This window comes from Prevotella jejuni, from assembly GCF_900187995.1.
In the GTDB taxonomy this organism is placed as follows: Bacteria; Bacteroidota; Bacteroidia; order Bacteroidales; family Bacteroidaceae; genus Prevotella; species Prevotella jejuni.
In genome coordinates this window covers 19,841-43,847 of the sequence record NZ_FZNZ01000029.1, presented here as the reverse complement: position 1 = coordinate 43,847, position 24,007 = coordinate 19,841, and the positions used below count along the sequence as shown (strand labels likewise).

Here is a 24,007-nt window from a genome sequence, read left to right as displayed (position 1 = left end):
GCTTTGTACCCTATGGGTTACGAGTTGGTAACGGAACTATTGCCGTTTTTCGCTCAATCTTGCCATATCACAAAATGCAGAAAAGTGCATAAGTTATTATTGTTCAAGTGTTTCCGTTCGTGTTTGCCCTTTCTTCTTTCATTGTCATTATTCTATGAACTATCCCCTTATAAAGACTTGTCACCAAATAAGCCTCCAAACTATTAAACCCCTTACAACACCATTAAATCCAATGCTTCAGGTCAGTCTGAAATACAACTTATACTGTCGCAAAGGTACGAAAAACATTAGAGTTTCAGCTAAATACCGAGATATTTTACAAAAAAGACACAAAAATATTTCTCTATTAAGCTGAAAATGAGTATCTTTGCACTCCGTTATAATGAGAAAGTAAGAAATAAAACATCATTAAAGAACAAAACGAAATGACGAAAGCAGATATCATCAATGAGATAGCAACGTCTACTGGCATTGCCAAGAAAGACGTATCAGCTGTGGTTGAGTCTTTTATGGAGACCATTAAAGACAGTTTGTTGGAGAAGAAAGAAAATGTATATTTACGTGGTTTCGGTAGCTTTATCGTTAAGCACCGTGCTGAAAAGACTGCTCGTAACATCTCAAAGAACACGACTATCACTATCCCAGCTCACGATTTCCCAAGCTTCAAGCCAGCAAAGACCTTCATCGAGGATATGAAGAAATAAATCAAACATACATATAAATAACAATTAAAAACAATTAAAGCTATGCCAAACGGAAAGAAGAAAAAGGGACACAAGATGGCTACGCACAAGCGTAAAAAGAGACTAAGAAAGAACAGACATAAGAGCAAGTAAGCCCCAAGGCTGAAAGACTCTATAACTGACTTTCATTTATATGGCGGGGCATGTCATCGCAAGAAACTTCTCTTCCCTGGAGGTGCGACGACAGGTTCCGCATTTTTATTTATCCTTATAAGTATCTTTTAGCGTCATTGTAGATAAGATAAGACGGCTAAATGATAGTTATATCAAACGAAGAAGATGACAAGCGAAGTAATTATTGATGCCCAATCGAAAGAGATCTCGATAGCACTTCTCGAAGACAAGCGTCTGGTAGAATACCAGCGTGAGCCAAGGGAGGCGAGCTTCTCGGTTGGAAACATCTACGTGGCAAAGGTTAAAAAACTGATGCCTGGGCTGAACGCCTGCTTTGTAGATGTAGGTTATGAGCGTGACGCCTTTCTTCATTATCTTGACTTAGGGAGCCAATTCAACTCCTATGCGAAGTATCTGAAACAGGTTCAGAGCGACCGCAAACGACTTTATCCCATTCAGAAAGCCACTCGTCTACCCGACTTGCAGAAGGACGGCACCGTTCAAAACACATTGCAAGTAGGCCAAGAGGTGATGGTGCAGATTGTTAAAGAACCCATTTCCACCAAAGGACCACGCTTAACAGGTGAAATATCATTCGCTGGTAGGTTCTTGGTGCTCATACCATTCGGGCATAAAGTTAGCGTATCCTCTAAAATCAAAAGCGGAGAAGAACGCGCACGTCTCAAGCAGCTTATTCAGAGTATTACGCCAAAGAATTTCGGTGTAATAGTCCGTACTGTGGCTGAAGGGAAACGTGTTGCAGAACTTGATGCCGAGATGAAGGTCCTTCTGAGCCGTTGGAATGAAGCTATCACGAAACTCCAAAAGACGCAGGAGCGTCCTCAGCTTGTTTTTGAGGAGACTGGTCGTGCCGTTGCAATGCTACGTGATCTCTTCAACCCAACCTACGAAAACATCTATGTCAACGATGACGAGATATGTACAGCCGTTCGACACTATGTCTCTCTAATAGCCCCTGAGAAGGCGGGCATCGTGAAGAAGTACACTGGTAAGGTACCTATTTTCGACAACTTTGACGTTACGAAGCAGATAAAGTCCAGCTTTGGTAAGACCATCAATTATGGTCATGGCTGTTACCTCATCATCGAACACACTGAGGCAATGCACGTTGTGGATGTGAATAGTGGGAACAGAACAAAGGAGAAAGCACAAGAACAGAATGCTCTCGACACTAACCTTGGTGCTGCTGATGAGTTAGCTCGCCAGCTCCGACTGCGTGATATGGGTGGAATTATTGTCGTTGACTTCATCGACATGAACCTTGCTGAGGACCGCCAGATGCTGTACGAGCGTATGTGTAAGAACATGCAGAAGGACCGTGCACGTCACAATATCCTTCCTCTGAGCAAGTTCGGACTAATGCAAATCACTCGACAACGCGTTCGTCCAGTAATGGATGTCGATGTAGACGAGACTTGTCCAACATGTTTCGGCAGTGGGAAGATACGTTCAAGTATTCTCTTTACCGACCAGTTGGAACGTAAGATTGACCGATTGGTTAATAAGGTTGGAGTTAAGAAATTCTATTTACACGTTCACCCATACGTTGCAGCTTACATTAACAAAGGTTTTATTTCATTGAAACGTAAGTGGCAACTGAAGTATGGACTGGGTGTTAACATCGTTCCTTCACAGAAACTTGCCTTTTTGCAGTATGAGTTCTATGATGCAAATCAGCAATTTATTGATATGAAGGAACAGAACGATAAATCCTGAACTAACTACTAAGTCGTTAGATAAAGAAAGGTTTTCAACATTAGACATCCGTCACCTATTATATATAAGGTGGCGGATTTCTTTTATCCTCACGCTGCACTTTTCGCTCAATAGCCCTCGATGACTATACGCCCATCAGCTGTTCATAATCTAATCCTGCCACTCTGTCTTTGCTCATTACCCCACCCTTTCATCGTTAAATACGCCCATCTATCTTTGTGCAGTACGTTACTGCCCATTCAATACATTCTGTTATTTTCGCTCCCGCAGTCTTCACACGGTTCAAGTAATTTGTAGTATTTGAGTTATAAAGAACTTTGTAGAACCATGAAAAACTACGACAAAATTCACATAAAAGTCTGAGTACAAAAGCGAAAAGTACATATAACATTCAAGCTTGTAACCCACACTGAACCAAACGTTTATAAAGAGCGATGTAGAAGACGCCTTTCAAGGTCCAAGAAGGGCATTAACAACACTCAAGAAGGGCGTGTTCTTGAATGTAATTAGGCGTCTTCTTAACCCTCAAAGGGCAAGTATTGGTTTCAAGGAGTACGAAAAAGATTTACATCAAAGCCTCATCGTTTCATATTACCCAACCTTTCATCTACTTTTCCTCCAATCATTCTTTTATCGTCCCATTGCCTACCACCTCTATGTGTTTAGACTCGTTACCTGCCATGCGGATGGTACATACCAAAGAAGATTAGTCCTGCCATAATCCACTTTACACGCAAATCACTTTTTATTTCAGTATTTTGTCTGGGTAAATCCATCCCCCTGCCGAATAAAACAGCACTTGCCCTTGTTTGCATCAGCCCCTTTTCTCCATCAAACTTTAGATTTCTCTATGCCAACAGAAGACTCCCCGCAAGCCATTCTTCATTGTATCCTGTGAATGAGAAAGGCCCTCATAAAAGTCTTTCGAACAGTTGTAAACACTTTTATCCCACCTATCAGAAGATGAAAGAAAAAGCCCTCACCTATCTGAAAGCAGACAAGTAAGGGCATAGTTTATGTGGGATGATAAATGTTTTAAGCAGGAATAACCTTAAAGCGGACGCGGAAAGCGTGCTTTTCCTCATCCCAGTTTGTACCTAACATCTCAAAGCGTCCAATCTGTGCAGTAGAGCGAACGTGTTTACCGATACATAGACAAACATCGAAATCACCTATCCTTACCAACCGTAACATCTCTGAAGCATCCTCTGGAAGTTTGTCAACACTAACACCATCTGGGATGTTATTGCGGTCTACCATCTCGTATGTCACTGGTAAGTCTTCAGTTATCAGTCGGTTCATCTCAGCCTCTATCGCCTTTTCTTCCTTACGGTCAGGCTTATGATCAAGGATAAACGTCATCTTACTCTTCTTCCGTTCGATGTGCGCATTACTACTCCGTTCTGTCCCAAACATCCTAATCATCACTTGATTTAACAGATGTTCGGCCGTATGAGCAGGTGGAAACTCTTCTTTGTTATGCGTATTGAAAGTATAGTCCATAGCCTACTTCTTTAGCACAAATTTATATATTCGACCGTAATTCCCCTCAACATCCACAGCTACCTGCCCATCGCGCCGTAACGCAACCTGCTTTGTATAACCCGACAGTAAGTCGGTCATCTCAACAGTTTGTTCTGATAGTCCGAGGAAATCGAAGGCATGAGAAGGAATAGTAACATTGATGTTCACTCGTTCTGAGTCGAAGTTAGCAACGACTAATAGCACGTCATTATCAGCCTTACGCATGAAAACATACTGTTTATTAGGGTTGAAACGATGGCTCTGATTGTTGACATACATCAAATCAAAGGTCAATCCCTCTCGAACAGCTTTCTCACGATTACAGAAACGAAGGAGTCCTTGATAGACAAGGGATAGTTTCTTCTCGTCAGTAGTCAATGCCTTGCGATTGAAAAATCCCTTATAGATAGCCTCTGTTGACCAATAATCAAAAATAGTTGAGCGACCGTCGCACCCAGAAAAACCTTCCTTATCCATGCCTTTCTCGCCGAACTCCTGTCCAGCATAGACCATAACAGGGTTCTGTTGGAGGAGAGCTGACACAATCATACTAGGGATTGCCTTCCAAGGATTAGCCGCAAAGAAATCAGAAGCAATACGTTGTTCATCATGGTTCTCAAGGAAATAGAGCATGTGATCACGTATGTCATCAACCTTTTGCCACTCTTGTGTAATGGAAGAAGCAGGGCACTCGTCGCATATCACACCACGAACACAATCGTACATACCCACTTTATCATACAAGTAGTCGAAGCCTGACGCCACATACAAACGATATTGATTAGGGTCATAGACCTCACCAATGAATATCATCGCCGGGTAGTGCTCCTTAACCTGTTGTGTTGCATGTGCCCAGAACTCGTGTGGAACCATCTCCGCCATGTCACATCGGAAACCATCAACACCCTTTGCAGCCCAGAAAAGGAGGATATCTGTCATCTTCTTCCATGTTGATGGGACTGGATGATAGTGATAACTCCTACCGCCAGCATCACAATAGTCTACGCCATAGTTCAGCTTTATGGTCTCATACCAGTCGTTCTGTTGAGGATGAGAGTCGAAGCGGTCATTACCAGTACACTTTGCTGGGTACTCATGATAAGCCTCAGCGTCATGAGCATAGACATTCTCAACGACACCGGAGAGGTCGAGCTGCTCGCCTGGACAGTAATAGAAATTATTCTGAGGATCGAAGTGCTTTCCCGTATCATCACCTTCTCCAAGGTCCTCAACACCCTCTGGTTTAGCGATACTCTTATATTGTCGGGCAACATGATTGGGCACAAAGTCAATGATAACCTTCATCCCTTCTGCATGTGTACGAGCTATAAGTGCCTCAAACTCAGCCATACGTGCATCTACATCGACCGCAATATCTGGGTCGATATCGTAATAGTCGGTAATAGCATACGGCGATCCGGCACGCCCCTTGACGACACGAGGGTTCTGCGTAGGTATGCCGAAGGCTGAATAGTCAGTACATGTAGCATGACGAATGACCCCTGTATACCACAGATGAGTGACTCCGAGGTCGTGAATGTGGCGTAACACATCCTTATCAAAGTCGCTCATTTTACCCGCACCGTTCTCTGTTAAGCTACCATACTCCCTCTTTGTAAGATTCTTATTACCAAAGGTTCGTGTGAAGACTTGGTAGATGACTAATTTAGTTCTCATAAACCTAAAAGATAAAGAAAAGCCCTCCAACGTCCCTCTCGCTATAAGGAAAGGGACGGAAGGGGGGCTATTACTTATTATATAAGGTGGGATTAAATACCGTGTGCATTAACGGTCTTGTCGATACGACCGAGCATACCCTGCAAAGCAGAGCCTGGTCCGCACTCAACAAACTCTGTAGCACCATCGGCAATCATGTTCTGTGCACTCTTTGTCCAGCGTACGCTTGAGGTAAGCTGAGCAATAAGGTTCTTCTGAATCTCAGCTGGGTCGGTGTGTGGCAATGCGTCTACATTCTGATAAACAGGGCACTTTGGAGCGTTGAATGTAGTAGCCTCGATAGCTGCCTGCAACTCGTCTTTAGCAGGCTGCATCAATGGAGAGTGGAAAGCACCACCTACCTTCAATGGCAATGCACGCTTAGCACCAGCAGCCTTCATCAGTTCGCAAGCCTCCTGGATACCCTCTGTTGAACCAGAGATAACCAACTGACCAGGACAATTGAAGTTTGCTGCAACACAAACCTTGCCGTCCTTTGATACCTGCTCGCATATCTCCTCTACCTTTTCATCAGGTAGACCAATGATAGCAGCCATAGTTCCTGGATTTAACTCACAAGCCTTCTGCATAGCATTAGCACGTGCGGCTACGAGCTTCAGACCGTCTTCAAAGCTTAACGCACCGGCTGCAACGAGTGCTGAGAACTCTCCCAAAGAGTGACCAGCAACCATATCTGGCTTGAACTCATCGCCTAAGCAGAGTGCAGAAATAACACTGTGGAGGAATACAGCAGGCTGAGTAACCTTCGTCTCCTTCAACTGCTCGTCAGTACCAGCAAACATTATCTCGGTTATCTTGAAGCCAAGAATCTCGTCAGCCTTATCGAAAAGTTCCTTTGCTAATGGGTTGTTCTCATAAAGATCCTTACCCATACCAACAAACTGAGACCCCTGTCCAGGGAATACAAATGCTTTCATATACTATTGAATTGTTTAATTATTAATGTTCTACAGGGTGCAAAGATACAGAAAATAAAGGAGATAGGAAAGAAACTAAGGGAAAAACACTATCTGGGTTGCATCACACTCACCTCTCATAAATATAATTAATTTGTATTCATCTTATCTTGTACTAACTTTATTAAAGCTACTAAGTCTGCATAACCAAGTTCTATTGTAGTATATTTCCAACAATACCACCATATATTATCATCAGTTTTCCAGCCTTCTAACTCTCTTTCCTCCAATAAAGATTCACAATACTTCTTTACTTCTGGTATAAGCTGTTCACTTACATAATGTCTACCAAAACCAAAATAAATATTCTTATTCTGAAGATTTTGTTCTATAAGCACTGCTATTTTGTACTTTTCACTATAAGGCAATATTATTCCTGTCTTGAGATAGTTATCATCATTACTATGGTGTAACAATTCAAGAGTATTAAACTCCACACCCAACTTAATACTCCATTTTTCAAATATTTTTTTATATGACTCTATCATCAAAGAATCTATATAACCTGATAGGTTATCTATCGCTTTCTTGTTATCTATCAAAGCGCGAAGCTGTTCTTCTCCGTTTTTATCTTCAAGTTGCAAACTTGAGGTTATAAGATTCTTAATATTTGGATCCATCTTTTTGTATTTATAATTGTTTGTCAATTGTATTAAATAAGCTTTATACTGGTAAATACCAGAAGCCAAGTCTTCCTCCTTACGTGGTATCTCTTGATAATATTCATCTAACCAGTCTATTATATCCTCTTTATAAGAAATATCAACATATCGATTAGAAAAAAGGTCCTTAGAATCTCCCCAAGTCTGTTCAGATGCATGTTCATATTGTGTACGCGTAATGTAAATAATAAAAATCTTAGATAACGAATAACCAAGGCATTTACACTTTTCGATATACCTACTTAACTGTTTTGATTGCTCTTTTGCTCCATGTATCTTATTCTCTATAATAATAGCATACTTATTATGTTCACAAATAAGACCATCAATTCGATACCTCTCAGATGTAATCTGAGGTGAAACCATACTTTCTTCATCAAAATCGAATCTCCTATCATATCTCCTTTTTAAGAAACTAATAAAAGAATGTAAAGTAGTTTTATCCCGAAGCAGGTTTACCAATATCCGACTATGAGCATTCTCATCTGCCCAAACTTCTTCCAATAAATTAAATTTATATGGAAGTTTATTTAATTTTTCACCTAACAACTTCGTTAGTATTAACAACTCTTTGTGACCTAATGGTCTAAACAAATTATTTGGCATCACGATATAATTCTTTTTATAATAGCAACTTTACACTTAAACACAAATCGGTCATTAGAACACAACATTCATCTATCTTACTTTCCATATTATTTCCTAACATCTTTTTTGTCAATCAGATTAGACTGTCTTATTCACTAATGAACGACATGAGTTTGAAAGTTGCTGTCACTACTGTCAGCCTAACATATAACATAAACATCTTATAATGTGTATATTACAAGAAATGTTAAAAGTGACAGCAACTAAAAACAAAATCTATTTAGGTTCTAATGATTGATTTGGATTAAAATTTAAATAAATAACATTATAATTTACCCATACCAACGAACAGAAAGCCCCACCCAGAGAAATCGAATGCTTTCATATTCTATTGAATTGTTTAATTATTAATATTTTACAGTGTGCAAAGATACAGAAAAGAAAGGAGATAATGAAGAAATATTCTCTAAAATAGAACATTACTTCTTAAACAAGATTCCTCTTAAATCTACACTATGCTCATTCAAATCACCTTCAAGATTGGTCATGTAAAAGCAGATATTCTTACCATAGAATGTTATCGGAAGAGGATTGTCTGCTTTATCCATCTCATCCAATGTATTAATAGGAATAGAGATAGCATCCTCTACCTTCTTATCATTCAGCATATAGTCCATCGTTATAAACATAGTATCATTCTTTGTTTCAAATGAAAAACATTCTGAAGAATAATCATGTCCTACAATTCTATAAGAAGTATATCCCTTAGGAATTCTACAGAGTGAATCTGAATGTTTACAATCAATATCTACAAAGTGACTTTCTGATTTAACCTCTGACCTATATAAAAATTCATATATAAAGACTCCCTTTCTATCAACAAGTTCATCTATAGCCAACGTATCAAATGTGCTTGATAAATAGTAAACTTTATCGGAAAGCTGTTCACCTTGAACTTCTCCTATTTTATTTAATAGTTTCTTATACGTAGCACTATCCATAGGGAAGTTTGTTACGCCATTTTGCACAGCGATCTGCTTTATATCACTTTGCAACTTATTACGTGTAAAAGTAAAGACATTATAAGGCAATACCGTGAGTGTCAGCATCAAAACTGTAAACGAACCTACTATCCATGACAAACGCTTAGACTTTACCACGTAAAGCCCAATGCAAACAGCATAACACCAAAGGTTGAAGGCAAGTAAATATATACGTAATACAGATATTCCATAATCGTTAAAACGACGGATAATACCAATAGACATCAAAAACAATAAGGGTAATACGACTATAGGAAGATAGCGTAAAACAAGTTGATCGAAGCGCTTCTTCTCTGCCTGAAAATTAACAGGATAAAGTAGAAAGACAATGACGATTGTCAGGAACATCAGTGCAGTTACCAACCAACTGACCCAACCATTAGGCAACGTCCACGTTAGCACTATCTTAATAACATAAAGATACAAAGTTAAAAGGTAGACCAAATGAAGTGGTATCACCAAGAAATGTATGACACCATTCATAAACTTATTCTCCGTCCAATTACGAACAGCATATTTATCTTCTCCTGAAGGGGTTTGAAGCACAACTAACGAAGGTGCTAAGAAGAAGAAACAAAAGATAAGGAGATAGAGTACTTGCGTTTCCTCAACATGAAAATCGAACAGAAAAATAAATGACTGTATCAATAACTCCAGACCTAAAAACAAAATTAATGATACAATAAGAGACAAAAAGATATGCTTAACAAAACCTAAGACAAAATTGATTGCAGATCTATCATCTTTCTGCCCAACAAAAGGAATAACCCAAAGAGCCAATACAATAGCAACACAACAAGCAACACAAGATGCCTTAAAAGAATTATTCAAGGGAAAATTATGCGAGAAGAAAACACAGATAGTCGTCCAAAGAATATTTGATAAAAGATTTATTATCAAGCTTTTCCCTCTGGACTTATTCTCTGAATATAAATGAACAACATAAGAGAAAACAGTTCCCGACAAAGGCCAAAAGATCATGAAAAACTCTATTCCTGACTCCAAGTTCTGTCGATTATGACTGAATATCCATAAATATACTGTTGCTATAATAATATAACAAAAGGTTAAAGGAAAACGTTTTAACGTCTTGACAATATGATCATATTTGTCTGCAAGACTCATTTTATTAAACTGCATCATAAGTATAATTCTTTAAATATAAGTTTCTTCTAACTTAATTATCAAATAAAAGAAATAAGGATAATGGTAGAATTAGTGAAAAGACATAACAAGGTGGCGACCAGCTAATAAAGCGATAAAGCCTAATGCAAGGGAGGCTATGATATAAAGGGAAGAAATAATAAAACCATCCCCTCCCTTTAATAACGTTGCATGCTCATTCATGAAAGTAGAGAAGGTTGTAAAACCTCCACAGAAACCAGTAGTGAGCATAAGGCGAACAGCAGGACTGACTCCGCCATTATCACTGGATAATGAAGAGAATATACCTATTAGGAAACAACCAAGAACATTGACTACCATTGTACCCAAAGGGAATGACCCTGCAATCGCCAACTGTACATACTTCGAGATTAGCATACGTAGACTGCCACCTACGAAACTACCAACTCCAACTAAAAGAACATCCTTTATCATGCCTGTATATGATTAATTCTATCGGTGATAATTAGAAGACTATATTGAAACCAAATCTAATACCATTCTTTGAAATGCCTGGAACGTTCGTATAAGTCAGTCGACGGACATAATCAACCTCCAAACATTTAAGGATATTATGTATTCCGAATACAAATTCCATGTATGGATCGCGTGTCATAACACGTGTTTCAGCAGGGAACTTGTATAAGTCTTGATCGTTAGCATTCTGTGGTAAATAAGGGTTGTTCTTATCTGTTAGATGTCCCCACATACCTTTGAAAGCTATATATTCACGCCATTTTAATTTCTTGATAAGCGGCAGACGATTGAATATCTTACCTTCTAAGTCCCATGCAAGATTAAATTGTGCATAGCGATCGTTAAGGAACTCGAGTCCTTTCATGAGGTTGAAGGTTCCTTGATGTTCGAAGTATGACGTGTTTACAGGAGGAGTGATGAGGAATTGGAAAGGTATTTTATTCCATTGCGCACCACCTTGTACACGTGTGTCAATATGCCCCCAGCTTCCTAACCAGAATCGTTTGTATATCGAAACTTCTGTTAGATTACTGTCAAAGTTGCCTCCCAAGAAATGCTTAATACCCATTGTATGAGTGAGATTAAACTCAGGTGCATCAAGATTAACGGCCATACGCTGTTGCTTAGAGTTGACGTATGATTGCCCTGGGCGGTAGGTAAGACTCAGTGTGACCTCACTCATGCGTACTTTATCAACCAGCGAACCATCCATCTTCTCGTAGACAAGCTTTCCTGTAGGCTTGTTACTCTCTGTACGAAGTTCTAAACTTGTTGCCAAACCATAATCAGTCTCCCACGTAAAGGTGAGCTTCTGACGATTAAAGAAATACATTTGTTCCACCTCAACAGGACGGAAAGTCATGAAGATATTATCCTTATTGTGCTTAAGATACTTGTCAGAAGGAGACTCAACATCCTTATTTGACTCAAAGGAAATAGTCCGTATAGGGAATTCTATCGGTTGGTACTCTGGTTTATTGAATGAGTATGTAACCTTGGCATCGTAGTATTGCTCATGAGACTTTGTCCCATAAGCATAATAACCCTCAAAGAACCAATGCGGATTGAACTTAGCTGTAGTACGAGCGGAGGCTCTCAGACGTATACCATCCACAAAGTTCTTTGATAGAAAGGTGTTTACAGGACCGATGTCCACCTTACTTGGCTTTGTTTCCGAGCCTGTTTCAATGAAGTTCTCAATTAAGGCTTTCGACGCAAACATAATCCACTTGAAGTGTTTAGTGCTTGCCATGCGTTTGACAAAGGCATCCATACCAGCCTCACTCTTTGTCAGTTGTGTTGTTCGATGTGCTGCCCAGAAGTCATTATCACGCAATTTAGCGTTCGCATCATACGTTACCTTTGCCTTTCCCTTAAATAGTTTATCATCAATAGGAGTAAAGGCATAGTTTGTCAGACCCGTTGTTCGGATAACAATAGCATGTTGTAAGAAGTCGGTAATCTTAAGTTCAGCAACCATATTATCCGTTGTTAAGGCCCATTCCCCATTGCTTAACTTAGTGTACTCCTGCTCAAATTTCATCGCATCAACGAAGTTCACGCCCGTATTAGCAGGTAGTTGCATATCGCATCTCTTAACATGAAGGGAGCTGTCATTTAAGACGTAGAGTTCACCTCGGAACCCGAAGTCTTGTTGATTGGCTGGCATAAACTGCAAACGGATACACTTGTCTTGATTAACATAGACCGTATCATCTATATAGAAATGGTAGAATGAGATGGCAGTAGAGCCTATTGGCGATGGAAAACGCTTCTGAAGGAGATCAATCTGGTCGTCATAAAGGTTGATATCTTTAAAGAGATCCTTCACAATCGTGTTCATTGCCTCACCAGTCTGTATCAGTTTTGATATTCCCTTAGTAGACTGTCCTAACACAATGTCCTTCATGTCCCTTGGATCCTTGCGATAGATATGCTGCGTAAGGGTCTCATCAACAGAGATAGGAAGAATTAGCTTCTTATTATAAGAGCATGTTTCCACCTGGCTAAGGAGCCAAGGGGCCTTCTTGAAAAAAGAACTTTCAAGGTCATCAGGAGTAAGGTTATTTAGCGCCATTGTCACCTTCTGGTATTTATCATACTGATAGAAGTCATGATTCTCTAAGTCGCTTTGCTTCTTGGCAGCAATGACCCGTTTCATTAACTCTACTGCTGGATTATCCTTACGAGAATACTTATGGCGCCGTTTAGCCTTCACCACGATTCCTTGTAACTGCTTTGAATCTGCGATAAGCGTCACATGTAAGACCTTGGAGGTATTTGCCGTAATCTTAATATTACGTGGTTTATAACCGACAGCAGTTACTGTTAGTTGCTCGCCAACCTTTCGCTCAATCGAGAAATGACCATCAGCATCACTTGATGCACCAATCTTTAGACTACGATAAATGGCATTCGCATACGGAATACTATCCCCTGTCTGCCAGTCAACAACGTAACATTGCAGTAAGGTGCTATCCACCACAACTGGTTTAGTAGCCTCTTTTGCCAGTGAATCCATCATTTGAAACAAAGAGTCAGTGGCTATCACCATCGAATCCGTTGCCGTCAATAAAGAATCCTTACCTAATATCAAAGAATCAATAGGTACATTATTAAACCGTGAAGTATAAGACCAAGACCTAAACCCACTTGCTTGTGCAGAGAATGACACGCACAAGAGGAGAAGAACAAGTATCACACTCTTCTTCACCACATGACTATCAACCTTTGACACACGCATGCCAATAGGGCTATGTTTATCCTTATTAAGTTTCAAATAACTATTCATTTCTTCTTTAGTTTTAGGACTATACGGGAACTGCTAAGGGCAGCCTTCCAGCAAGCATAACGTCCATTCCATCAAAGGGATGGATAGGAACATACGACAAATAGGGTTTACTATTAATCAATCTCCTCATCAGCTTCGTATCCACCCATCTCACGAATGGCATTCTTAAGCATTGTGTACTGTTCAAAGAGGTTATTAACAGCCTCTTCTCCACGTGTATAATCGTGCATAGGACTCTTGAGGAAGAAGCTCAAAAAGCGCTGAATACCATACCTACCAGCACGTGCTGCAAGGTCGGAGAGCAAGGTCAAGTCGAGAAGCAACGGTGCTGCAAGGATGGAATCACGGCAGAGAAAGTTTATCTTAATCTGCATTGGATAGCCCATCCAGCCAAAGATGTCTATATTATCCCATCCTTCCTTATCGTCATTACGAGGTGGATAGTAGTTGATGCGCACCTTATGATAGATATTACCATAAAGGTCAGGCTGCTCATCAGCCTTACAGATGGTCTCAAGTGTCGACAACTTACTTACTTCCTTGGTATGGAAGTTAGCTGGTTCATCAAGTACTAAGCCGTCACGATTGCCCAAGATATTCGTAGAGAACCAACCTGCAAGACCGAGGTTACGTGTCTTGATGATAGGTGCGAAGCCCGACTTTACCAAAGTCTGACCTGTCTTGAAGTCCTTACCAGCTATAGGCATGTGCGTCTTCTCGGCTAACTCCCACATAGCAGGTATGTCAACCGTCGTATTAGGAGCACCCATGATAAACGGACAGCCCTCTGTCAAGGCGGCATAAGCATAACACATAGACGGAGCGACATGCTCTCTATCGTTTGACTTCATAGCCGCCTCCAATTGTGCAAGCGTCTTGTGATAGGCTTCATCGTATGGAACATATATCTCTGTTGAGGCTGCCCAGATAACAACAACACGCTCACAGCCATGCTGACGTTTAAAGTCTTGGATGTCTTTCTGCAACTCCACCACCATTTCCCAGCGTGTCTTGCAGTCTTTCACATTGTCGCCATCTAATCGTTTAGCGTAGTTTCGGTCGAACGCTGCCTTCAAAGGCTTGACAGCCATCAGTTCTTCACGCACTGGTTCAATATCCTTTGCTTTCAACACCTCGGCATATACCGCTGCCTGATAGGCATTTTGCGGATAGACATCCCATGTTCCAAAGACGATGTCATCTAACTTTGCCAATGGAACGATGTCTTTGTAATGAAGATATTTCTTATCGTCTCCACGTCCAACACGTATTTTGTCGTATTGAGTCATGGAGCCAATAGGCTTCGCAAGTCCCTTACGTGCCATCAAGACTCCTGTCATAAACGTCGTAGCAACAGCCCCACAACCAACGACCATTATACCTAATTTGCCTTCTGCAGGCCTAACTATATTCTGTTCCATTATTCTTCTTTCAATTTTATTATAACGTTTCAAAGTGGCATATATTGTTTTAATACAGGCTCTACTTCGTATAAATCCTTTATAATATAATCTGCTTCACACGTTGTTAGCTCTTCTGACACCCATCCTTCGCCCTTTAGCCAAATCGTGTGGCAGCCTATCTCGTGCGCTGGTAGGATGTCTTTGGAATAACTATCACCAATGACAATGACATTCTCAGCCTCTACGCCCAGTGCCTTTACGGCTAATCTAAATATCTGTGGGTCAGGCTTTCTAACTCCTAAAACGGCACTCTCTGTCACTGTATCAAATAAAGAGGCTAACCCAAATTCGTCGAGTACAACCGACATATTGCCATAGAAGTTTGTTACCAAACCTATTCTGTACTCCTTCCTTAGCTCGGTCAGCACAGTCCTACTTATTGACAAGTTAGCTTTCACCCTTTCGTAGACATCCTTCACAAGGGTTCTTTGCATCCTTTCGGCCTCATCCTCATCCACAGCTATCCATCCACTACAAACTAAGTAATCAAATTCAATGCGTATCTTCGTCGTCAACATGGACAGAAAAGTATCAGTCGACTGTATGATAGCTTGCTTTCCTAATGTTCGTTCTGCATGTACATAAGCCTCCCGAAACTGTCCCTCTAAAACAGGGATTGCGTTTCTTTCGTAGGCATGCCACAGGAACTTACCCCAGTGACAACCTACAGTATCGAGCGTTCCTCCAAAGTCGAAGAGTAGTGTTAATAGTTCTCTCGCACCACACTGAGCTGTGGCAAACACCTCTGCTTTCGATGATATCTTATTTAACTCTTTGTTCATTCTGAATGGTTTAAGTAATATTAGATGATAACAGATTGATTATCAGTTATTGAACTAACCTACTTCAAGTATTCCTCCAACGTCTTTTAATGTTCTAATTCATAGATGAGGACCATGATTGACTATAGCTCTGTCATGAGATGTCTACACAGGTCTTCATGCCGTTTGTGCATATAGATATATAACAGACTGTACAGGCTTACCTCTATCAACAGGTAGACCCATGGACAATTCAACAGACAAGTGATATAGATAAGGATAGCTCGACTGTTAAAGGTCATGATGTTCGTGAAAGGCATTAGCGGTCTACTACCTGCTAAGAAACGGTCTTTTAGGTCTTGCGGCACCTTATCTATATTTCCATACTTCTCTATCAAGGCTTTATGAAACTGCTGAAAAGCAGGCGTTCTACGCTCCTGACTCTTACAATAACGCTGATAGTTACTATGGAAAGCACGGTCCCAGAAGACTCCCTTCTTACCTTTCAGACGCTCAACAATGGCATGTTCATTTTCGTAGGAGTCGAGATCTGAGCCTTCTCTCCCCTTCAGGAAGTAAAGGTGAATTTGCCGATAGTAGTCGCTCAACGAACTTTGTGACGAATGACATAACAGTCCTGCCAGGGCTGCTAAGGCTAATCCCCAAGGCCCCCATACCATGGATGTGCCTGGAATAAACTGACACCACAGTCGGAGAACGATAGCGAGATAAATGGAGAAGAACCATACATCACCTGCAAAACCATCTAAACACCGCCCTTTCATAGACTGTTGTCGAGTGAGCCGAGCCAACTGTCCGTCTGTTGAATCGCAAAAGTTTGCCAACATAAGGAGTATGATTCCCAACACATTATGTAGGGTATCTGTGAAGAAAAACATCACTCCAGCACCTATACCAAGGAAGATTGAAAGAATGGTAATACTATTTGGATGCACACCTAAGCGATGCCAGAATAAGGCAAAGGCTAAACCTATAGGACGGGTAAAGTAGATGTCAAGCCATTCCTCCGTGTCCATAGACTTAAAGGAGGCTCGAAGAAGACTCATGAAATCTGTCTTATTGGCCGTTCCCTCAAGTAGATAAGGACTATTGACACGCTCGGCTGTATGGGTGTCTTCCACCTTTTGCTGAACAGAGGGTCTGTTATTATGTTGTTCTTTTGTCATTGTTTCATACTATTTAATAGGTGAATTTAAGTGGAGAACTATTGTCTTTCAACTAAATATCACCATTTGCTTCATCCTCACTCTTGCCGTCGTCGGCTAAAGTTTGAGCGAGGTTTGCCGTCATTCTTATAAGTTCAACGATTGCTTTTGCCGCCTCGTCTCTGCATCTTGAGAAACTTGGAAAGTCGTTAAAGTCTATGATAACATAACTACCGTCCTCTCTCACAATCGCATCTCCCCCATAGATAGGTGTCTGTAAGAGACGAGATAAATGCTCGGCATCGGCTTGTAAGTTTACTGAAGAGAAAGAGTAATACTGCGGTTTACCGTTTTTTGCTTCATGACCAAACTTTGTCTCTGCATCGTCACCAGAATAATAATAACGGAAGAAACCGACTCCTTCCACTCCATAGAACTTCACTATATCACCCTGTACATGAGCTTCTATCACCACATCTGTGATACCTCGGAGGGCAAACTCGGCCTTCTTTCTTTCCAATTCGGCTTTATCTCGACAGAAACAAACATCATCTTTATGCTGAGCAGCCTCATCGGCTCGTTTTATCCAGTATCCTTCGCTCCCTTCATCAGGTGGGTAAGGGAGATTGTTTGCCTTCATCACCTTGACAACATGGCTCCGCCTACAAGCTCGAACGCCCACTGAAGGATTGAGAACACGCACTCCTCTCGCTTCCATCTGCTCTATCCAATCCAACACACGTGGACTACGCGCCATAGAGACAACTTGGCTATACGCATCCGACAGAACTAACGACGCTGTTCGTGCTGACTGCTTTGACGTGTCAAGACTTTCGATTATCGCTTCCTCACTCATCATCTCTACGTCTCGACAAAAGTCTCCTACCGCCTTCAGAACAGCTAAGTCTTTCTCCTCGGAATTAGGCGAATAACAGGCTGCCCGTTGTATCAGTAAGGTTTTCTCCCTACTGTGAGAGGACGAAATCTCTACTTCTTCATTGGCCTTTCGGATGTCATCTGCATGGTCGATGTCAAACACCTTGCTTAGTGGATAGGCTTCCATCCGTAGGCCAGAAGCGACTAAAGCACGCTGAAAATTGCGCATTCTGCTCTCACCTCTCTCTATACAGGCTTCGAGAATGGCAAGGGCTGCAGGCATCAACCCATAGATACCTGCAGAAATATAGCGAGAATCCGTCTGCCTTGTGTCGTAATAACCAGTAATACGCATGGTATTGTCAACACCGACATAAAGTGGTTTTTCATCGTCTATATAATCGGTAACACCCATCAAAGCGTCTGTGCCATGCGCTATCTTATCTTGAAAGGACAAGACATAATCATGGAACTCACGCTCGTCAAAGATTGTGTCGACTGTTGTTAGTATAAATGGCTCATCATAAAGGAGATGGCGTAACTCATAAAAGCTATGCATCGAACTGGCAGTAGACATTACAACGAACTGCAGTGGGACATACTTACCATTCAATCCTTTGTCTTGGATTGTCTTCAAATGGCTTTTCACACCATCCATCTGCTCATTACAAATGACACTAATCTCCGTGGCGTTGTTCTCCATGAAAATCCTTATCAGTCTGTCTATGAGCTGTTCTCCCCTCACCCTCACCAACGGTTTGGGTTCGGTGATACCTTCTTGAGCCAGCCTTGAACCGTCGCCAGCTGCAATAATCGCGAATTTCATCTCTGCAAAGATACATAATTTTAAGGAGATAAGCCGCTTTCCATGTAACGTTTTTCTATCTGAACGGCACGCTATCAAGGCTTTTAAGTGTATTTGATTACTAACTTTTATGATATTAAACATCTATCCACTAATCTTAGATAGTACTCACCCTAAAGTCGTCGGCCCTATCAACACATGATATAAAAAGCATCAGAATGTAGGCAGAGGATTGGAAAGAAAGAAGAATTAAAGTTAGTATAATAAAAGACAGCATGACTTTGATGTAAATCTTTTTCGTACGTCTTGAAACCAGCACATGCCCTTCTCGCTCCAAGAAAACGCCTTTCTTGCCTCAAGAACATGCCCTTCTTGGGGGTTGAAGAGGCCCTTCTTGGGCCAAGAAGGGCGTCTTCTTCAACATAGTTCATAACCATCTGACACCATGAAGGTTACAAACTCGAATTCTCTAACATGTTATCTCATGATAAAAAGACCGTCACACACACTTTTTGTAATACTTTTTCATAATGCTTCATCAGTGACTTCAGCCTACCAGTAAAACCTTAGATAGCCCCTTCCAAACACTTATTCCTTTATCAAAAACAGACAGGAAATAGCATTTAGACCCCGTCCTAACATCTAAAAAATTAAGTTTTGGAAAGTATTGAGACTCAAAGGGAAAACATAAAAAACAACATCAAACAAAGATAACACGGTGAAATAAAAATAGAGAAAATGTCGTTTTAGGTACAAACAATCACTAAAATGGTAGAAAACTAAGCCCCAAAAGGGGATTTATGGGCCTCTTCTGTTAATTTTATGTTAAAGAGCAAGGAATATGTACAGAATATTTGCTTGTTTAGATATTACTTTCTATCTTTGCGTAGAGGTAATTAGAGGATGATAACAACAACATAACACAACTTGTGCTAACTTAAAGATATAAATCCTCTATACATGTTCACCAGTCTTATTCGGCATAGAATAGACTCGTAAAGAATGAGAGAGGTTATAAAGAACTATTTCACTAAGGACATCAACAGATATACATAGCTACTTAGTTGCGTTACTACGTAAGTATAATTAATGCAAGTAAGAGTACGAAATACATAGGTTAGTTTTTTAAGGTGAAGGATAACAAAATTGTCACAAGTCCCAGTTTTAATGTTAGTAGGGACTTCGAAGACACTCAGTAAGTCCTGATTTCACGTCGGTGGAGTCAGGCTTTTTTATTTAAAAGATTTTGTTTTATCCGTGAAAGTACCTATATTTGTATCCATATATGTCTAAGAACAGATACAAGCGGCTTAGCTGTCTGATATTATTCGGCCTCTTTGTGGGGAGAACAGTGGCACAACAGCAACTGACCTTTGGGTTGGAACGTGTCAACGACTCGCTTTCATGGCTTTGCTTATATCCTAAGACGGAAAGTGAAAAAGCACTGAAAAGACAGGAGAAGAATAAGCGCAACAGGGCAGCCGTTGCTAAATGGCGACTTCCCTACCCTGTTTATCAACTATCAACAGGCGACGTGAATGGGGACAGAACGGACGAAGCAATGGTAGGAGTTATCAAACCAACACGCTTCTACCCGCAGGCTGCACGCCGACTCTTTATCTTCAAGCAGGTAAATGGGAAGATACGCCCCATGTGGATGGGCTCTCGACTGGGCGGCATACTATGCGATTTTCGTTTTGTCAAACCATACGTCCGTACGTTACAAGCAACCACTGATGGCAAGTATGTTGTCGCTGACTATGTCTGGGACGACTTCGGCCTTTCTTTCGTACGCTTTTTAACCAGCGCCACCAGCCACGAAGAAGCTATTAAACGATTTACTCCGGATGAATAAAGATAAAATATAACTATCATAAACAAAGCAAGATGAAACACAATTCCTATCACACTCTTTTGCGAAATGACGCATTTAAGACTGTAGCCATTGCATTGCTACTCTTGTTATTATCGCCTACTACATGGGCACAAAACGGTAATACAGAGGCCTATACAGGGGATGCTTATATCGAGCGTTCCCAAGAGAAGAAGACTCCGCTTATCCTTCATGGTGCTGGAAAAATCAATGTTGAGAAGCTGAAAGGTAAGATTGACACACAGATGGACCTCTCTAAGCTCAATCTGGCAGAGCTGCGTGCCATCCGAAACGCCTTTGCTGCAAGGCAGGGATACGCTTTCAAGGATGCAACCTTACGTGCATTATACAATACAACAACATGGTATAACGATGTACTTTGGAACACTTCTGAAAAAGAAGAGACCACTGGTAAGAAGTTCTCACCACGCTATACGAAAGAACAACTTGCCTTTACAGAGCGTATCCGAGCACGAGAAGCGGAATTACGAAAGCTGAATTTCAAACCTGCGAACAGCAAGGACGTGGTGAATATGGATAATCTTATCAACCCATTCCAGCTGAAAGAGTTTGATTCTAAGCTTTATAACATGTTGGGAAAGAATGGTTTTGCTATCGTTCCTGCCGAACACAATCAACTATTCCACGTATATGAGAAGAACGACTATGCTGATTTCCCAAGCTTCGTAACCACCGACCTCTATCTACAACTTTTCCATCTCTATTTTGATTGTGTGTTGCGTGATGTGGAGGAGAAGCACTTAGACTCCCTAATGATTGTCTTCTCGTCTCAAATGGAGGCAGAGATGAAAACACTTACAAGTAGTCAGAACGCTGAAGTTAAGGCGGCTGCGGAATTTGGTCAAGCATGGTTTGCTGTGGCTTCATGGCTCTTTAGTCATGACAAAGCACCTGCTTCAGCAGCTACACTGAATGTTCCTGAGGCTTATAAGAAGATGGTCATGGAGGAAATCACAAAGGCTATCGACACTGAAAATGGGTATTCTGATATGTTAGAGTACTTTCCTCCTGAAGAAATGTTTGGTTATTCGCTCTTTCGCCCACGTGGTCATTACACCCGTTCGAAGGTTTGTAGCCGTTACTTCCGTGGTATGATGTGGTTGCAGACAGCCCACTTCGGTACGAACAAACCCTCAAAGATGAAGCAGATAGCACTCATTGCTAATGTCTTCAACCAACAACCAAAACTGAGAGATATATATAATAAGGTGAGTGAACCTATCACTTACCTCATGGGAACACCTGATAACGTTACGATCCTACAGGTTGCTAATCGAATTAAAGAGATGGGACTACCGATAGAGAAACTGCTATCTTCAAGAAAGGAGATGGCCAACCTGACGAAAGACATCGAAGAAATAGCGAAGAGACAAATGCGGATTGAACTGAAGAAAACACGTGGTAGCAAATATGTTGTGGACATTATGCCACAACGTTACCAGCCTGATGCAGAGGCACTGATAACTACTACAGACCAGGATAGCCCTGTCTCGCTCCGTCCATGCCCTAAGGGCCTCGACTGGATGGCTGTGATGGGATTGCCAGGTGCCGAGCGTATCCTTATAGACGAGCTGAAGGAAACGCAGAGATGGGCAGGTTTTCCAAAAGCATTGACCACAGCTCGTAAAAAAGCTGCTACCACTCCGTGGGAGGCTTGTGTAGCTAATCAATGGATGTACACGCTTCAGTCGTTAGGTGACACCGCTCAGTCGCTTCCTTATTTCATGCAGTCTCCACAGTGGCAGAAGAAGAACTTGAACACAGCACTTGCCTCTTGGGCTGAATTAAAGCATGATGCTATCCTCTACGCAAAGCAGCCTATGTTGGCAGAGTGTGGTGATGGAGGACCAGAACCACCTGTCGTGAAGGGGTATGTAGAGCCTAACGTGAAGTTCTGGGAGAAAGCTATTGCACTCGTAACAAGAATGGATAAAGTCCTCACCACCTACGGATTACAGACAGAAAAGGCAAAGGCTGTATATGAACGAATAAAGGAAATGGCTGAATTCTGCCGTGATATCAGTAAGAAAGAACTGAATGGAGGGAAGATAACTGACGAGGAATACAACCAGATTGAGATTATTGGTTCGACGGTGGAGAACATCTCTTTGGAGCTTGTCAGCGAGGATAACGAGATGTTGCAGGGCTGGTCGGATGTGGTGAGTACTGACAAGAAGGTCGCTGTTGTTGCTGATGTCTTCACAGCTGCAGGTGAGAATGTTGCCATAGATGATAAGTGTGTGCTATATGAAGGAGTTGGTCCTGCCTACGAAATATATGTTGTTGTAGAGATTGATGGCTCGCTCTATCTTACACGCGGCTCTGTTTTCTCTTATCGTGAGTTCACTCGTTTGATGTCAGACCCACGCATGACGGACGAAGAATGGCAACAAGAACTGAAGAAATCACCAACAGGTGGAACGCCATCATGGATGAATGAGATCATAGCTCCAGCCAAAGGAATGAGTGCAGATGATGAAGAGACCTTCTATAGTTCGGGTTGTTAAAGCTTTCGCATGCCTTTTAGTTCCTATCCTACTATCTTTCAGTGGGATAGGAGGTAGCGTATTTACGAAGAAAAGACTTGCTTCGAAAGGTATAGAAGATAGTCTGCGCATTGTCATTACAGGTGACCTTCTATTGGATAGAGGGGTAAGACAGAAGATTGAAATGGTGGGTGTAGATGCTCTCTTCTCCCCTTCTATCGACTCGTTGTTCCATGCTTCGAACTATGTCATTGCCAATTTAGAATGCCCAGTGACCAAGATTAGGGAACGGGTGTTCAAGCGCTTCATCTTTAGAGGTGAACCTGAATGGTTGCCAACACTACGGCGTCATGGGATAACTCACCTCAACTTAGCCAATAACCATAGTATTGACCAAGGAAGAAATGGACTTTTAGACACACAAGAGCAGATAAGAAAGGCTGGAATGATACCTATTGGTGCGGGTAGGAATATGGCAGAAGCATCCGAGCCTGTACTCATCTCTACAAAGCCACGCCATGTCTGGGTGGTTTCCTCATTACGCTTACCATTAGAGAACTTTCCCTATCTACCTCAGAAACCATGTGTTAGTCAAGAGAGTATGGATAGTCTTATTATGCGTGTTGAACGCTTACGGGCGGCTGACAAGGGTTGTTATATCCTTCTTATACTACATTGGGGATGGGAACATCACTTTAATGCCACACCACTACAGCGTGAGAACGCACGTAGACTGATAGAGGCTGGAGCCGACGCCATCGTTGGCCATCATAGTCACACGCTTCAAACAATAGAGAATTATCGTGGGAAACCAATTTATTATGGCATTGGTAACTTCATCTTTGACCAACGAAAACCAATGAATTCACGGGCTTGTATTGTGGAGCTAACCATCACTGTAAATAAGAGTAAAGCAAAGGCTTTACCCATAGAAATAAAGAACTGTGTACCATACCTTGGTAAATAGCCCTTTCAAAATGGCCCTTATTTCTCACTTTTGACTAACTTTTCAGCGAAAAA

The 24,007-nt window shown here is 41.3% G+C and carries 14 protein-coding genes and 1 pseudogene; 5 read left to right on the top strand and 10 right to left on the bottom strand.

Annotated elements, in window-relative coordinates; genetic code table 11:
• Positions 1 to 407: 407 nt before the first annotated feature.
• Together CHB62_RS10970 and CHB62_RS10965 are read left to right on the top strand one after the other, a co-directional pair.
• The gene (locus tag CHB62_RS10970) at positions 408 to 704 is read left to right on the top strand and encodes an HU family DNA-binding protein (RefSeq protein ID WP_303395897.1); all 297 of its coding nucleotides are present in this window, start codon (positions 408 to 410) and stop codon (positions 702 to 704) included.
• Positions 705 to 1,022: 318 nt separating this feature from the next.
• Entirely contained in the window at positions 1,023 to 2,594 is a 1,572-nt protein-coding gene (locus CHB62_RS10965) for an Rne/Rng family ribonuclease (RefSeq protein ID WP_089366882.1), read from the top strand.
• Positions 2,595 to 3,629: 1,035 nt separating this feature from the next.
• On the opposite strand, the pseudogene CHB62_RS10955 reads toward CHB62_RS10965, so the two are convergent.
• From CHB62_RS10955 to CHB62_RS10910, 10 genes and pseudogenes are all read right to left on the bottom strand, one after another.
• Positions 3,630 to 5,795: pseudogene (locus CHB62_RS10955) on the bottom strand (alpha-amylase family glycosyl hydrolase).
• A gap of 92 nt (positions 5,796 to 5,887) precedes the next feature.
• Positions 5,888 to 6,772, bottom strand: a complete 885-nt coding sequence (fabD, locus tag CHB62_RS10950; protein ID WP_009010554.1) for an ACP S-malonyltransferase — start codon at positions 6,770 to 6,772, stop codon at positions 5,888 to 5,890.
• 128 nt (positions 6,773 to 6,900) lie between these two features.
• A complete protein-coding gene (locus CHB62_RS10945) occupies positions 6,901 to 8,079 on the bottom strand; it encodes a PD-(D/E)XK nuclease family protein (protein WP_089366879.1) in 1,179 nt (392 codons plus the stop codon).
• A gap of 461 nt (positions 8,080 to 8,540) precedes the next feature.
• The gene (locus CHB62_RS10940; protein ID WP_089366878.1) at positions 8,541 to 10,247 is read right to left on the bottom strand and encodes a DUF4153 domain-containing protein; all 1,707 of its coding nucleotides are present in this window, start codon (positions 10,245 to 10,247) and stop codon (positions 8,541 to 8,543) included.
• 72 nt (positions 10,248 to 10,319) lie between these two features.
• Positions 10,320 to 10,703 (bottom strand): fluoride efflux transporter CrcB, encoded by a 384-nt coding sequence (gene crcB / locus CHB62_RS10935; protein WP_089366877.1) that lies wholly within the window; start codon positions 10,701 to 10,703, stop codon positions 10,320 to 10,322.
• A 31-nt stretch (positions 10,704 to 10,734) separates the two neighbouring features.
• Positions 10,735 to 13,269, bottom strand: coding sequence for a DUF5686 family protein (locus tag CHB62_RS10930; RefSeq protein WP_497023417.1), 2,535 nt, complete (start codon positions 13,267 to 13,269; stop codon positions 10,735 to 10,737).
• Between the two features lie 380 nt (positions 13,270 to 13,649).
• A complete protein-coding gene (locus tag CHB62_RS10925; protein ID WP_089366876.1) occupies positions 13,650 to 14,957 on the bottom strand; it encodes an inositol-3-phosphate synthase in 1,308 nt (435 codons plus the stop codon).
• A gap of 29 nt (positions 14,958 to 14,986) precedes the next feature.
• Positions 14,987 to 15,781, bottom strand: coding sequence for an HAD family hydrolase (locus tag CHB62_RS10920; protein WP_089366875.1), 795 nt, complete (start codon positions 15,779 to 15,781; stop codon positions 14,987 to 14,989).
• A gap of 122 nt (positions 15,782 to 15,903) precedes the next feature.
• Entirely contained in the window at positions 15,904 to 16,947 is a 1,044-nt protein-coding gene (locus CHB62_RS10915) for a CDP-alcohol phosphatidyltransferase family protein (protein WP_089366874.1), read from the bottom strand.
• A 52-nt stretch (positions 16,948 to 16,999) separates the two neighbouring features.
• Entirely contained in the window at positions 17,000 to 18,628 is a 1,629-nt protein-coding gene (locus CHB62_RS10910; protein WP_089366873.1) for a nucleotidyltransferase family protein, read from the bottom strand.
• A gap of 1,264 nt (positions 18,629 to 19,892) precedes the next feature.
• On the opposite strand from CHB62_RS10910, the gene CHB62_RS10905 reads away from it, so the two are divergent.
• The 3 genes from CHB62_RS10905 to CHB62_RS10895 are packed head-to-tail and all read left to right on the top strand — an operon-like array spanning position 19,893 to position 23,954.
• Positions 19,893 to 20,462, top strand: coding sequence for a hypothetical protein (locus CHB62_RS10905; RefSeq protein ID WP_176414867.1), 570 nt, complete (start codon positions 19,893 to 19,895; stop codon positions 20,460 to 20,462).
• Positions 20,463 to 20,494: 32 nt separating this feature from the next.
• Positions 20,495 to 23,008, top strand: coding sequence for a DUF3160 domain-containing protein (locus CHB62_RS10900; RefSeq protein ID WP_089366872.1), 2,514 nt, complete (start codon positions 20,495 to 20,497; stop codon positions 23,006 to 23,008).
• A complete protein-coding gene (locus CHB62_RS10895) occupies positions 22,974 to 23,954 on the top strand; it encodes a CapA family protein (RefSeq protein ID WP_089366871.1) in 981 nt (326 codons plus the stop codon). Before CHB62_RS10900 ends, CHB62_RS10895 begins: the two co-directional genes overlap by 35 nt.
• The last annotated feature ends 53 nt before the right edge of the window (positions 23,955 to 24,007 follow it).

Bases quoted from the DNA above. Each gene is read 5' to 3' on its own strand.
- CHB62_RS10965 (WP_089366882.1), top strand. From the start codon at position 1,023: ATGACAAGCGAAGTAATTATTGATGCCCAATCGAAAGAGATCTCGATA.
- fabD (WP_009010554.1), bottom strand. From the start codon at position 6,772: ATGAAAGCATTTGTATTCCCTGGACAGGGGTCTCAGTTTGTTGGTATG.
- CHB62_RS10945 (WP_089366879.1), bottom strand. From the start codon at position 8,079: ATGCCAAATAATTTGTTTAGACCATTAGGTCACAAAGAGTTGTTAATA.
- CHB62_RS10940 (WP_089366878.1), bottom strand. From the start codon at position 10,247: ATGATGCAGTTTAATAAAATGAGTCTTGCAGACAAATATGATCATATT.
- crcB (WP_089366877.1), bottom strand. From the start codon at position 10,703: ATGATAAAGGATGTTCTTTTAGTTGGAGTTGGTAGTTTCGTAGGTGGC.
- CHB62_RS10930 (WP_497023417.1), bottom strand. From the start codon at position 13,269: ATGATGGATTCACTGGCAAAAGAGGCTACTAAACCAGTTGTGGTGGAT.
- CHB62_RS10925 (WP_089366876.1), bottom strand. From the start codon at position 14,957: ATGGAACAGAATATAGTTAGGCCTGCAGAAGGCAAATTAGGTATAATG.
- CHB62_RS10920 (WP_089366875.1), bottom strand. From the start codon at position 15,781: ATGAACAAAGAGTTAAATAAGATATCATCGAAAGCAGAGGTGTTTGCC.
- CHB62_RS10915 (WP_089366874.1), bottom strand. From the start codon at position 16,947: ATGACAAAAGAACAACATAATAACAGACCCTCTGTTCAGCAAAAGGTG.
- CHB62_RS10910 (WP_089366873.1), bottom strand. From the start codon at position 18,628: ATGAAATTCGCGATTATTGCAGCTGGCGACGGTTCAAGGCTGGCTCAA.
- CHB62_RS10905 (WP_176414867.1), top strand. From the start codon at position 19,893: ATGTCTAAGAACAGATACAAGCGGCTTAGCTGTCTGATATTATTCGGC.
- CHB62_RS10900 (WP_089366872.1), top strand. From the start codon at position 20,495: ATGAAACACAATTCCTATCACACTCTTTTGCGAAATGACGCATTTAAG.
- CHB62_RS10895 (WP_089366871.1), top strand. From the start codon at position 22,974: ATGATGAAGAGACCTTCTATAGTTCGGGTTGTTAAAGCTTTCGCATGC.